The sequence below is a fragment of the Flavobacterium sp. FG19 genome (assembly GCF_057809475.1).
In genome coordinates this window covers 257,596-271,313 of sequence record NZ_JBMDKA010000001.1, presented here as the reverse complement: position 1 = coordinate 271,313, position 13,718 = coordinate 257,596, and the positions used below count along the sequence as shown (strand labels likewise).

At 35.1% G+C, this 13,718-nt stretch carries 12 protein-coding genes and 1 tRNA gene; 8 read left to right on the top strand and 5 right to left on the bottom strand.

The features are described 5' to 3' along the window. Positions 1-7: 7 nt before the first annotated feature. The 3 genes from ACODST_RS01165 to ACODST_RS01155 form a co-directional block, all read right to left on the bottom strand. Complete coding sequence (locus tag ACODST_RS01165) at positions 8-1,504, bottom strand: MFS transporter (protein WP_488930280.1); 1,497 nt, start codon at positions 1,502-1,504, stop codon at positions 8-10. Positions 1,505-1,738: 234 nt separating this feature from the next. After that, positions 1,739-1,864 carry a GIY-YIG nuclease family protein gene (locus ACODST_RS01160; protein ID WP_488930279.1) on the bottom strand — a complete coding sequence of 42 codons (126 nt, stop codon included), beginning with the start codon at positions 1,862-1,864 and terminating at the stop codon, positions 1,739-1,741. Positions 1,865-1,914: 50 nt separating this feature from the next. After that, positions 1,915-1,987 (bottom strand) — tRNA-Phe (locus ACODST_RS01155). A 104-nt stretch (positions 1,988-2,091) separates the two neighbouring features. Between ACODST_RS01155 and ACODST_RS01150 the strand changes: the two genes are divergently transcribed. From ACODST_RS01150 to ACODST_RS01120, 7 genes are all read left to right on the top strand, one after another. Further along, entirely contained in the window at positions 2,092-2,826 is a 735-nt protein-coding gene (locus tag ACODST_RS01150) for a type III pantothenate kinase (protein WP_488930278.1), read from the top strand. Continuing rightward, positions 2,819-4,045 carry a BamG family beta-barrel-assembly machinery protein gene (gene bamG, locus ACODST_RS01145; protein ID WP_488930277.1) on the top strand — a complete coding sequence of 409 codons (1,227 nt, stop codon included), beginning with the start codon at positions 2,819-2,821 and terminating at the stop codon, positions 4,043-4,045. Before ACODST_RS01150 ends, bamG begins: the two co-directional genes overlap by 8 nt. Before the next feature lie 53 nt (positions 4,046-4,098). Continuing rightward, positions 4,099-4,650, top strand: a complete 552-nt coding sequence (gene lptC, locus ACODST_RS01140) for an LPS export ABC transporter periplasmic protein LptC (RefSeq protein ID WP_488930276.1) — start codon at positions 4,099-4,101, stop codon at positions 4,648-4,650. A 10-nt stretch (positions 4,651-4,660) separates the two neighbouring features. Next, a complete protein-coding gene (locus ACODST_RS01135) occupies positions 4,661-4,855 on the top strand; it encodes a hypothetical protein (RefSeq protein WP_488930275.1) in 195 nt (64 codons plus the stop codon). Positions 4,856-4,858: 3 nt separating this feature from the next. After that, on the top strand, positions 4,859-6,118 hold the full coding sequence (locus tag ACODST_RS01130; RefSeq protein ID WP_488930274.1) for a hemolysin family protein: 1,260 nt from the start codon (positions 4,859-4,861) through the stop codon (positions 6,116-6,118). Between the two features lie 108 nt (positions 6,119-6,226). Continuing rightward, positions 6,227-8,326 carry a peptidylprolyl isomerase gene (locus ACODST_RS01125; RefSeq protein ID WP_488930273.1) on the top strand — a complete coding sequence of 700 codons (2,100 nt, stop codon included), beginning with the start codon at positions 6,227-6,229 and terminating at the stop codon, positions 8,324-8,326. A 267-nt stretch (positions 8,327-8,593) separates the two neighbouring features. Beyond that, the gene (locus tag ACODST_RS01120) at positions 8,594-9,040 is read left to right on the top strand and encodes a hypothetical protein (RefSeq protein WP_488930272.1); all 447 of its coding nucleotides are present in this window, start codon (positions 8,594-8,596) and stop codon (positions 9,038-9,040) included. Positions 9,041-9,065: 25 nt separating this feature from the next. Here the strand turns inward: ACODST_RS01120 and ACODST_RS01115 are convergent, their stop codons facing one another. Further along, on the bottom strand, positions 9,066-9,977 hold the full coding sequence (locus tag ACODST_RS01115; RefSeq protein WP_488930271.1) for a GYDIA family GHMP kinase: 912 nt from the start codon (positions 9,975-9,977) through the stop codon (positions 9,066-9,068). Between the two features lie 38 nt (positions 9,978-10,015). Then, positions 10,016-11,329: a hydroxymethylglutaryl-CoA reductase, degradative gene (locus tag ACODST_RS01110; RefSeq protein ID WP_488930270.1), complete on the bottom strand. Its 1,314-nt coding sequence runs from the start codon at positions 11,327-11,329 to the stop codon at positions 10,016-10,018. Positions 11,330-11,509: 180 nt separating this feature from the next. Between ACODST_RS01110 and ACODST_RS01105 the strand changes: the two genes are divergently transcribed. Next, entirely contained in the window at positions 11,510-13,681 is a 2,172-nt protein-coding gene (locus ACODST_RS01105) for a S9 family peptidase (RefSeq protein ID WP_488930269.1), read from the top strand. Positions 13,682-13,718: the final 37 nt, after the last annotated feature.

Here is a 13,718-nt window from a genome sequence, read left to right as displayed (position 1 = left end):
AAATTTTTTAAAGATGATTAATTTTGTTTTTATTGTCGATATAAATCATTCCAATTACAAAGCAGACCGCAGCAATACTAATAGGATACCAAAGTCCGTCAAGGTAAAAATCACTTTTCCCGGCCGCTTTTGCATGTGTTACAAAATAGGTTGAAATGGCAGGAAGCAGTCCTCCAAAAATCCCATTTCCTACATGATAAGGAAGTGACATTGAAGTATACCTGATTTTAGTTGGGAACATCTCCACTAAAAAGGCTGCAATGGGCCCATAAACCATTGTAACAAATATAACCTGAATGAAAACCAGAAAAATCAGCGTCCATTCATCGCCTGAATTAATGTTAATTACGATGTTGCTTTGAGATTCCTTTTTATTAGCGAAATCTGTTTTCTTTTCTATATACGTGGTTCCGTCTGTAAAGGTTTTAAAAGTAGTTGTGATTGTATTATTTTCTTTCGTTGTTTCAGTGTTTCTAACTGTTTTTTCTGTGATTTCAGTTTTGTAACTAACGTCAGTAGTGGTGTACATCATTTTATAAATGGGTCTGTAGAATATAATAGCCAGCAGCATTCCCAGCATCATAATGTACTTTCTTCCCACTTTATCACTGAGCCATCCAAAAACAATAAAAAACGGAGTCCCGATTAAAAGAGCAATACCCAGTAAACTGTCAACCTGAGACGAATCAATATTCATAACCGTTTTCATAAAACTCATAGCGTAAAACTGCCCGGTATACCAAACAACCCCCTGTCCCATAGTGGCGCCAAATAAGGCCAGTAAAACAAATTTTAAATTGTAGCGGTTTCCAAAACTTTCCCGTAACGGATTTTTACTAGTGGTTCCTTCTTTTTTAGCTTTGGCAAAAACAGGAGATTCGTCCATGTTTTTTCTAATCAGATAAGAAACTCCTACCATTGCAATCGAAACCCAGAAAGGAACACGCCAGCCCCATAAATCAAAAGCTTCGGCAGAAAGGACGCTTTTAGTGGCCAGAATCACCATTAAAGAGATGAACAAACCTACAGTAGCGGTAGTCTGAATCCAGGAAGTCCAGTATCCTTTTTGTCCAACGGGAGCATGTTCGGCCACATAAGTTGCAGCACCGCCATATTCTCCGCCAAGAGCGAGTCCCTGTAATAAACGCAGAATCAAAACTAATAAAGGAGCAAGGAAGCCAATAGTTTCATAACTGGGAATACAGCCTATTAAAAAAGTAGAACCGCCCATTAACAGTAATGTAGCCATGAAAGTGTATTTTCGGCCAATAATATCGCCAAGTCTTCCAAAAAACAGCGCTCCAAAAGGGCGTACAACAAATCCGGCTGCAAAGGTTGCCAGAGTTGATAAAAAAGCGGCTGTTGGATTGTCACTGGGAAAGAATTTGGTAGAAATAACAACGGCTAAACTCCCAAAAATATAGAAATCATACCATTCAATCATAGTTCCCATTGAGGAGGCGGAAATTACTTTCCAGATGCCTTTAGTAGAAGTTCTGCTCATAAAACTGCTTTGAAATCTTATTAGTAAATGAAAGATAAAATTATAGTTTTACGAATATATAAGATATTTTTTTATTCAGTTAATACTTTTTTAACAAAATATGTTTATTTGTTGACATTTGGTTTTGAACTGAAAAAGGATTTAACCGCAAAGAGCGCAAAGTTTTACACAAAGGTTCGCAAAGTTATTTTTAAGCTTTGCGAATCTTGCGCTTTTTCTTTGCGCTCTTTGCGGTTAAAAAAACAGAAAAGAATTTGAATAAAAATGGTTTTGATGCTTAAGAATTCTTTCATCCATATTTTTTGTTTCTCCGATATAGAATTTTTGAGAAGAATTTGAATAAATATATAAGTAATGCATCTAAAAACATATTAAAAACAAAAAACCCGAATATTTCTATTCGGGTTTTGTGGTACCTCCAGGGATCGAACCAGGGACACATGGATTTTCAGTCCATTGCTCTACCATCTGAGCTAAGGTACCGTGTTGTGCTCATTGCGGGTGCAAATATAGAATCATTTTCCGTTTATGCAAAACATTTTTTTAAAAAAATCAATTTGTATCTTCGCAAAAACAAAAAGAAAGAAATGATTTTAACCGTTGATGTGGGAAATACCAGAATTAAAGCGGCTGTCTTTGAGGGTAGTACTGTTCTGGAACATTTTATTTTTGAGCGAAATGAACTTGAAAAAAAAATTACAGAAATTCTCGAAAAATTTCAAAATTGTTCCGATTTGGTTGCTGCTTCGGTAGGAAGTATCGAAAAAGAATCGTTTTTGGCTTTCGAAAATCAGCTGAATGTTCATTTTTTTACGCATGAAGATGTGTTTCCTTTCCATAATCAATATGCAACCCCAAAAACTTTAGGGATCGACCGGATGATTCTGTCAGCAGGAGCCACACTGAAGTTTCCCAAAAGAAACAGACTCGTTATAGATGCCGGTACCTGTATAACCTACGATTTTATCGACGAATCAGACAATTATCTTGGCGGTGCCATTTCTCCGGGACTCAGACTGCGTTATGAAGCTTTGCACAATTACACGGCCCGGCTGCCTTTACTGACATTAGAACAGCCGGATTCCTATATAGGAAACTCAACGGCACAGGCGATTCACTCTGGGGTTGTGAACGGATTCGTCTATGAGATTGACGGTTTTATCGATGAATATCGATCAAAGTTTTCAAATTTTATAATAATTTTAACGGGAGGCGATGCAGATTTTTTGGCTAAACGATTAAAAAATACCATATTTGCCAATTCAAATTTCCTTCTGGAAAGTTTGAACCAAACATTTCAATATAAAATCGACAATGATTAAAAAAATTATAATAAGTGCCTGTTTACTTATTTCGTTCGTTTCGTTTGCTCAGCAAGGTAGTTCGTCTCCTTATTCTTTTTATGGAATTGGAGAAACAAGGTTTAAAGGAACTCTCGAAAACAGAACAATGGCAGGAGTTGCGGTTGAACAGGATAGTATTCACCTGAATATTGAAAATCCGGCAAGTTATGCCAGTCTGGGGCAGACTACTTTTTCTGTAGGAGGAACTTTTGCTACTACCACTATTAAAAGCAGCAGTGAATCATCAAAAGCACAGAGAACCACTTTCGATTATCTGGCACTGGGAATTCCAATGGGGAAATTTGGAGCCGGATTCGGATTAGTGCCTTTGTCTTCCGTTGGATATAAAATTTCAGATATAAATACAACAGAAGGAGAAGTAAGCAGCCAGCTTGAAGGAAAAGGCGGTGTGAATAAGGTTTTCTTTGGTCTGGGATATAAAATTACGCCTAAATGGAATATTGGAGCAGATTTACAGTATAATTTCGGAAAAATCTCAACTACCAGTATTGAAGCGGTATCGGGCGTTCAAAATGCTACCAGAGAAACCAATAGCTCTGAATTATCAGGTGTGAATTTTAATATTGGTACAATGTATCAGACTAAAATCACCAAAAAATTAAATGTTTATACGAGTCTGAGTTATACTTTTGGAAGTACATTAAACTCAGTTAGTAACCGAATTATTGAAGTAGACGGAGATCCGGATTCTGTTAGTGCAGATCCAATAGATACAAGTCTTAAACTGCCTAACAAAGTAACTTTTGGAGCGGGTATAGGACAGGCCAGAAAATGGCTGGTAGGAACCACGATGGCTTTTCAGGGCGCAGGCGAGCTTGCAAACTACTATAATACAAGGAATAACGTTAAATACGAAAAATACAGCAAGTATGCCCTTGGAGGATACTATATTCCAAACTATAGTTCTTTTGCCAGTTATTTCAGCAGAGTTACGTACAGAGCGGGTCTGAAATACGAAAAATTAGGTCTGGTAATAAATAATGAAGCGGTAAATGATGTAGGAATGTCTCTGGGAGCCGGTTTTCCAATTACAGGAACATTTTCAAATGTAAATGTTGGAATTGAGTTTGGTAAAAGAGGAACAACATCTGCTGGTTTGGTTAAAGAAAACTACCTGAACTTTAGTTTAAGCTTCTCATTTAATGACAGATGGTTTGTGAAGACGAAATACAACTAAAACATAAACTTCTATGTTTTTATAAGCTCGTCACAATTTACTACATTTGGCAAATGAATTTACCAAAGAGATATATCATAAGCGCTGTCACAGTTATAACTGTGACACTGTTTTTTGGGTGCGAAAGTAACTTTAAAGAAGTTCAGAAAATCAACTTCTCTGAGTTCGTTCCGGCCAGTGATGCAGACACTGTTAATATCAAATATACAGACTCAGGAAAAATAACAGGGGTTTTAATCAGTTCAAAAATGCTGGATTACTCCAATCTTGATTTCCCTTTTACAGAGTTTCCAAAAGGAGTTGATGTTACACTGTACGATAAAAAACAAAAACGTACTTTTATAAGATCTAATTATGCGGTTTCCTATAAACCTACCGGTATAATTGATTTACAGGGAAAAGTAAAAATTACCTCTGAAGAAGGACAGGTACTGGAAACGGAACAGCTGTATTTTGACCAGAAAAATGAATGGTTTTATACAGAAAGAAAATTTAAACTGACAGACGCAAAAGGAATTTCTAACGGACAGGGGATTGATTTTAGCAAAGATTTTAAAGTGATCAATTCACAGCGTATAAGCGGTGAAGTTGAATCAGAAGAATAAAATATATAACATGGGTTACTTAAAATATACACAATACGTTTACATTGCATTTGGACTTTATTTTATTTATGACGGTATAACCAAATTAAATGAAAATAACGAAGCTTATCCTTTAAGCTTTGTAATCGCCGGGATGGCCGTTTTTATGTTTTTCTTTAGAAGAAGATTTCTGAGGAAATTTGAAGACCGTAATAAAAAGCAGTAAAAAATGGAACTTAGTATTATAATATTATGTTTAATACTATCAGCTTTTTTTTCAGGGATGGAAATTGCTTTTATCTCTTCCAATAAAATCTATCTTGGAATCGAAAAGAAACAAGCTAATTTCTTATCGCAGATTTTAACAAAACTCACAGAAAACCCCTCTAAGTTTATCGCCTCAATGCTTATTGGAAACAATATTGCCTTGGTGGTATACGGATTTTATATGGGAGAAGCTGTCCTGAAATGGATTACGGGACTTGGTTTTTACTTTTCAGATATAACAACCGTATTAGTTCAGACATCAGTATCTACGTTCGTAGTGCTCATAACTGCTGAATTTTTCCCAAAAGTTTTCTTTCAGATTTATGCCAATTCCCTGATTAAGGTTTTTGCAGTGCCGGCTTATCTTTTTTACCGTCTGTTTTATTATATCTCAACATTTTTTATCTGGATATCCGATTTTGTTCTGAAAAGATTTTTTAAAACAGAAGGTGATCAGGTCAGAGTCTATTTCAGCAAGGTAGAACTGGGGAATTATATTTCCGAGCAGATGAATGCTGTTGAAGATGATGAGGAAGTTGATTCTGAGATTCAGATTTTTCAAAACGCCTTAGAGTTTTCGGGGGTTAAGGCCCGGGATATCATGACGCCGCGTACAGAACTGGTGTCAATCGATATATTTGACAGCGTTTCAGATTTAAAAGCACTTTTTATTGAAACCGGATATTCGAAAATTGTCGTTAGTCAAAACTCTCTTGACGATATTGTAGGTTATGTTCATTCCTTTGATTTGTTTAAGAAGCCTAAAACTATTAAATCGGTTTTAATGACCGTTGAGTTTGTTCCGGAAACCATTCTGATTAAAGATGTTTTAAACCTTTTAATCAAAAAGAGAAAAAACATTGCCGTTGTTTTGGACGAATATGGAGGAACTTCCGGAATTATAACGATAGAAGATATAGTAGAAGAGCTTTTTGGAGAAATCGAAGACGAGCACGATTCAGACGAAGAACTTATTGAACAGGAACTGGGAGATGGAAAATATCTGTTTTCGGCCAGGCTCGATGTGGAGTATTTAAACGAGGAGTATAAACTAATGATTCCCGAAGAAGATTCGTATGGTACTCTCGGAGGTTTTATTGTAAATTCGACCAAAGATATTCCTCAAAAAGGCGAAAAAATAAGCATTGACAGGTTTGTTTTCGTGATTGAGCAGGCCTCAAATAAGAAAATTGAATTGGTTAAAATGACGATTAAAGAGTGAAAATTTAAATAATTAAAAAAAATTGTGCAAAATAAAACGCTAGTTGTATTGTTATTAACTAGATAATTGTATTTTCGCAAACTGAATATAAAATTAACGATAATAAAAATGGCAGTTTTAGCAAAAATTAGACAGCGTTCCGCTTTATTAATAGGAGTTATTGCTCTTGCATTATTTGCATTTATAATACAAGATTTATTTAATAGAGGAACATTTGGTCAAAGTTCAAAAGATGTAGGAAGCATCGATGGAAAAGATATTTCATTTGAAGACTTTAGGCTTAAAGTCAGCAATCTTGAAAAAAGTGGTCAAGGGATTACTTCCACTGAAGCTGCAAACAGAGTATGGGATCAGGAGGTTTCGATCGCATTATTGTCAACTCAGTTTGATAAACTTGGTTTGAGAGTAGGAGAAAAACACCTGATTGAAGTTTTAAAATCAGATCCGAATATTGGTAAAAATCCAATGTTCTTAAATGCAGCAGGAATGTTTGATGTAGTAAAGTTTAAAGACTACTTTAAAACCAATCCTGAAGCAGCCCAATATATTTCTGCAAAAGAAAAAGATGCTGAATTAAATGCAAAATTTCAGATTTACAGTACTTTAGTAAAATCCGGACTTTATACAACTGCCAGCGAAGGAAAGTTAAAGTATGAAATGGAAGCAAACAAAGTAAACTTTGCTTATGCCGGAGCTTTATATTCTTCTATTAAAGACAGTGAAGTGAAAATTTCTGATTCAGAGATCACAGATTATATGAAGAAAAACGAGAAAAAATTCAAAGCGGATGCAACTCGTGAAATTCAATATGTTTTAGTTGAAGACAAAGCTTCAAAACAAGACGAAGCAGATATCAAAGCTAAAATAACAGCGTTATTATCCGGAAGTGTTGTTTACAATGCTAAAACAGGTAAAAACGATACACTGCCAGGATTTAAAAATGCTACTAATATTGCAGAATTTGTAAACTCAAACTCTGATGTTCCTTACGATTCTACTTATGTTCCTAAAAATGCATTACCAGCGGTTGATGCTGATAAACTATTCAGCTTACCGGCAGGAGCTATTTACGGACCTTATGTTTACGGAAAATATTATGCTATTTCTAAATCTTTAGGATTTAAAGCAGGGGTAAATGCAAAAGCAAGTCATATTTTAATTGGTTACAAAGGGTCTCAGACACCAAACCAAAAAGAAGAAAGAACAAAAGAAGAAGCTAAAGCTAAAGCAGAAGAAATCCTGGCTCAGGTTCAGGCTAACCCGGATAGTTTTATGATGCTGGCGTTTACAAGTTCTGATGATTCATCTGCACAGCAGGGTGGTGATTTAGGATATTTTGGTCAGGGTCAGATGGTAAAACCTTTCAATGATTTTGTATTCAATAACGGTATTGGTAAAGTTGGTTTAGTAGAAACACCATTTGGGTTCCACATTATCAAAATTACAGATAAACAAGACGGAATTCGTTTAGCAACAATTGCTCAAAAAATAGAGCCTTCTGAAGCTACTTCTGATAAAGTATTTACATTGGCTACTAAATTCGAAATGGAAGCTGCTGATAAAGATTTTGCTGCTACAGCAAAAGAGTTAGGATTAAAAGTAGAAGGTCCGGTATCTGTAAAAGCTATGGATGAGCAATTTGGTGCGTTAGGAAATCAAAGAAACATCGTGAGATGGGCATTTGATAAAGAAACAGATGCGGGAGATGTAAAACGTTTTGAAATCGCAAATGTTGGACATGTAATTGCTCAGTATAAAAATGAAAATAAATCTGGTTTAGTTTCTGTTACTATGGCAAGACCTTACGTTGAGCCAATTTTGAAAAACAAGAAAAAAGCAGAGATCTTAAAAGCTAAAATGACAGGTTCAAGCCTTGAAGCTATTGCTAAAAATGCAGGTGTAACTGTTCAGCAGGCTTCTAACGTTACTCTGGATAATCCTGTATTACCAGGAGGAGTAGGACAAGAACCAAAAGTAGTAGGAAATGCATTTGCTTTAACAGCAAATAAAATTTCTGCTCCAATTGAAGGGAATACCGGAGTGTATGTAGTGAAAAACATCAGTACAGTAAAAGCTCCTGCTATTGCTAATCATGCAGAATATGTATCTAAGATAAAAGCACAAAGTGCTTCTGATGCAAGCAGAATTTTACCAGCATTAAAAAACAATGCTAAAATTGAAGACAACAGATTAGACTTTAACTATTAGTTTTACTAATCTATAAATACTTAAAACCGAAACATTCAATAGAATGTTTCGGTTTTTTTTATGCCTGATATTGATTATGAATGCTTTGTAGTAAATATCCTGCCATTTTTTCTTAACTATGTGAAAATAAGGAAATATAATTCCCTAAAAATTTGTGATATTCAAATTATTACAGTTAATTTGTCCGATTTTTTATTATAACAAATATCCAATTTGTTGTAAAAAAGACAGGTAATACGTTAATAATCAGGGTACTTAATGTTTTATATGTTTAGTTTTTTAAGAAAAAAGCCTAAGGTATATTCTAAAATTGAAAATCACATTTTTGGAATAATTACGGAGCTTTTAAAAGTTGGCAGTACCGACATCAATGTTGATGAGCTTGGTGGTAAGTATTATTTAAGCAATGAAGAGCAGCATTTTAAAGTTACTATACTCAGCAATGATTATGTAATAAGGCTTACTAATACACGTGATTCAGTTGCAGAGAAATACGATAAGATTTTTGTAGAAGATGTATTAAGGGCTGTAAAAGAAGAAAAGCACCGCCGAATGGAACTGGTATATGATTCTATTACTAATAGTATAGAAAAAATGGCAGAGCGGCTTCATAATACCCTTATTGAATCGAATGAGCAGGAAAACGAAAAAATCCGTCGCTTAGAATCAGGACATTTTGAACATACAGGAGATCAGCAGAAAATGAAACTCTGATTCCGTGTTTTATAAATGCAGAATACTACTGTAAAATCATTTCGTTATAGGTGAGAACAGTATCATATCCTTTAGAAATAAAATAGTCAGCCGGATTTTCCTTCGAAACCACCATTACAAAATCTCCTCCCCAGGCACCAAGACTTTTAATAGTGCCGCTAAAATCAGAAAAAGCAATCTCTTTAATAGTTTTTATCTGAAGGATATTGCTCAGATGAATTTCGTGTTTTTCAACAGCGTGTGCAAATTCGGTTAAAGTTTTTGCATTTAGTATAGCATGGGTTATTTTGTTGTTTTGCGCAACACTTTTGGCTAAGTTTTGATCTTTATGTTTGTTATAAGCATGTATGGCTGCCTTACTGTTTTGTTTTTTATTAAGGTAAACAAAAAAGATGTTTTGCGTAAAGTCCGGATTAAAAATAACAGGCTCAACACTGTTGTTTTCTATTTTGTAAAGTATAGGCGTGTTGTTTTGGGCGCAGGCAATATCATAACCGCTTCCTCCAAAACTGTTTTTAAGAAGTGTAAAGGCATTGACTTTTGTCCATTGCGCTATATTATTGATCAGGGTTGAAGAAGTTCCCAGTCCCCAGTTTCTTGGAAAAGTAAGGTGGGTAGTAATTTTATATCCGTCTGATTCATTAATAAACCCCGGATTTAAAAGATAAGCTTCGTGCAGGATATCGATTAAAGTTGTTTTTACAGTTTCGGTCTCAGAATCAGTTTTGTTTATGATTTCATCAAATGTTAGCAGGGTTTCAAACCACAGCTTATTATCGTAATCATAACTTTTCCAGTCTATAATTTTATCTTTTCCGCTTTCGACAACCAGATTCTGGCCAAATTGGGTAGGAAGGGCAAAGGCATCTGCACCGTCTAAAACTAAATACTCTCCGGATATGAATAGCTTTCCGTTACTATAAAAGGTTGTTGACATATATCTCTTAGCAGCTCCGATTCAAAAGGAGCTTCATTTTATTTTCTTAGACTTTCAATGAATTCAACTACAGCACTGTGAGAAACCGCAGTTTTTTTAAAATGAGCTTTAATTAAATGACGCTCTTCATCCGAAGCTTCAAACTGATTGATAATATTGTTCAGGTGCATTTTCATGTGGCCTTCCTGTATTCCGGTGGTAGTTAAAGAACGTAATGCAGCAAAATTTTGTGCTAAACCGGCAACGGCAGTAATTTCCATTAATTCTGAAGCCGAAGGTTTTTCAAGCATTTCCAGACATAATTTTACAAGAGGATGTAAAGAAGTTAATCCGCCAACTGTTCCCAGTGCCAGAGGAATTTCAAGCCAGAAGGTAAAAATACCGTTTTCGATTTTGGCATGTGATAAACTGCTGTACTGTCCGTTTTTTGAAGCATAAGCATGAACTCCGGCTTCAATGGCCCTAAAGTCATTTCCTGTTGCCAGCACTACGGCGTCTACACCATTCATAATGCCTTTGTTGTGGGTTACAGCTCTGAAAGGCTCTATTTCGGCAATTTGTACCGCCTGAACAAAACGTTCTGCAAATTCCTGTGGATTTGGGATATGTTTTTCTGCTAAATCTTCAATAGGACAGGAAACTTCGGCTCTTACCAGGCAATTGGGAACATAATTGGATAATATGCTCATCACAACTGTAAGCTGGTCTTTTTCTGAGAATAATTCAGAATTTTGAAATTCTTCTTTTAAAGTGGCAGCAAACTGTTCTAAACACGAATTGATAAAATTAGCGCCCATGCTGTCTTTAGTTTCAAAAGAGGCATGCAGTTGAAAGTAATTTTCAAGTAAATTGCGTTTGTCTTTTAGCTGAATATCCAAAATACCGCCGCCGCGTTCCTGCATGTTTTTGGTAATGCTTTGTGTTTCAGAGAAAAACTTAGGTTTTATTTGCTGAAAAAAGGATTGCAGTTTATCAGCGTCACCTTTAAAGTTAAAATGAACCTGACCAATTTTTTCGGTGTCGATTATAGTGGTTTTAAAACCTCCCCGCAAAGCCCAGAATTTTGCAGCTTTTGATGCTGCAGCAACAACAGAACTTTCTTCAATAGCCATTGGGATTGTTTTGTACTTCCCGTTAATTAAAAAATTAGGAGCTACACCCAGCGGAATATATAAATTGGTAATCGTATTCTCAATAAATTCATCATGCAGCTGCTGGAGCTTTTCGTCTGTATTCCAGTAATTTCTTATAATATTTAAGGCCTCTTCCGGGGTCGAAAAATATTCATTGGCAATCCAGTTAATTTTTTCCTTTTTGGATAATTTAGAAAATCCGGCAACAGCGTTGTTCATTCTCAATATATTAAATAATAATGTTGCGGCAAAGATACTATTTTAAGAGTTTTGTTTACAATGTATTTTCAAGTTGAAAATACGCAATCGTTATTTTTTTTAACATTTAACACTTAAAATGTGTATTATGTTTATTTTTTTTATTAAAATTGGGCTCTTTTTATATTTAAAATAATTCTAATGAAGACAAGTAAAATTACGCTCGTGCTTTTATTTTTGGTTACCGTTGTTTTTGGACAGCAGAAAATAACAGTCGAAAATATTTTTGGCGGAGCATTCCGGGCAAAAGGGATGGACGAATTACAATCCTTAAAGAACACCAATCAATACACCGTTCTAAATGTTGATCAGGCAGCCAGAAGTATGCAGATTGATTTATACGATTTTGCAACCCTGAAAAAAGTATCCAATTTAATCGATACTAAAAACTACAAAGAACTTGCCGACGGAATTGACAGTTATACCTTCGATGCTTCAGAAAAAAAGATCTTAATTGCCTGCAATTCTAAAAAGATCTTCCGTCACTCTTTTACAGCAGATTATTTCTTATATGATATTGCTTCCAAATCCTTAACTAAACTTGTTGATTTTCAAATTCAAGAGCCAGTTTTTTCTCCTGACGGTGCTAAAATAGCCTACGCAAAAGAAAATAATTTATATGTTTACGATGTAGCATCAAAGAAATCAACAGCAGTTACAACCGACGGAAAGAAAAATGCCGTTATAAATGGTATTACGGACTGGGTTTATGAAGAAGAATTTGCTTTTGTCCGGGCGTTCGACTGGAGCAAAGACAGTAAAAAGCTGGCTTATATTCGTTTCGACGAGAGCCAGGTTCCTGAATTCTCTATGTCGATGTTTCATAAAGATTTATATCCAACAATCGAAACATTTAAATATCCTAAGGCAGGAGAGAAAAACTCGGTAGTTTCATTACATATTTATGATGCGGCGGGAAATACTGCTAAAAAAGTCGATTTAGGAAATTATAATGATTTTTACATCGCAAGATTACAGTGGACGAATGACAATAACATACTGTCTGCACAGGTTTTAAACCGTCATCAGGATAATCTGGATTTGTTATTTGTAGACGGAACAACGGCTGCTGCTCAAGTAGTTTTAAATGAAAAAGATAAGGCTTATGTTGATGTGACAGATAACTTAACTTTCTTAAAAGATAACAGTTTTATCTGGACAAGCGAAAAAGACGGATTTAATCATATTTATGTTTACGATAAAACAGGTAAACTTAAAAATCAGGTTACAAAAGGAAACTGGGAAGTAGTTTCATACTACGGTTTCGACGAAAAAACAAAAACTATTTTCTATCAGTCTACAGAAAATGGTTCTATTAACAGAGATATCTACAGAATTGGTTTAGACGGAAAAAATAAAACCCGTTTAACTTCAAAAGTAGGAACAAGCGCGGCAACATTCAGCCCTAATTTTCAATATTTTATTACTACTTTCTCAAGTAATTTACAGCCTACCACTTATACTTTAAATGAGGCTAAAACCGGAAAAGAAATTCAGGTTATCGAAAACAATCAGGCACTTGCTGATAAACTAAAAGCATACAGTCTTCCTGCAAAAGAATTCTTTATTTTAAAAACAGCTAAAGGGAATGAGCTAAATGCCTGGATTTTAAAACCAAAAGATTTTGACCCGTCTAAAAAATACCCTGTTTTTATGTATCAGTATTCTGGTCCTGGATCACAGCAGGTAAATAACGACTGGAATAACAGCGACGATTACTGGTTTTTATCTCTTACGCAGCAAGGTTATATTGTGGCTTGTGTAGATGGAAGAGGAACCGGATTCAAAGGGGCTGATTTTAAAAAAGTAACACAGAAAGAATTAGGGAAATACGAAGTTGAAGATCAGATCGATGCTGCAAAAGTAATTGGAGCTTATCCGTATGTTGATGCTTCAAGAATTGGGATTTTTGGATGGAGTTATGGTGGTTTTATGGCTTCTAACTGTATCTTCCAGGGTAATGATGTGTTTAAAATGGCAATTGCCGTAGCTCCGGTTACCAATTGGAGATTTTATGACAGTGTTTATACAGAAAGATACATGCAGACACCGCAGGAAAATGCAAGTGGTTATGACCAAAACTCTCCAATTAACCATGTTGATAAATTAAAAGGTAAATTTTTACTGATTCACGGTTCTGGTGATGATAACGTTCATGTTCAGAATTCAATGCAGATGATGGAAGCTTTAATTCAGGCAGACAAACAATTTGATTCTCAGATATATCCGGATAAAAATCACGGTATTTACGGCGGAAAAACAAGAGTTCAGCTTTACAATAAAATGACTAATTTCATCAAAGAAAATTTATAATCTAAAACAAATATTAACCTAAAATAATAATGAAAAT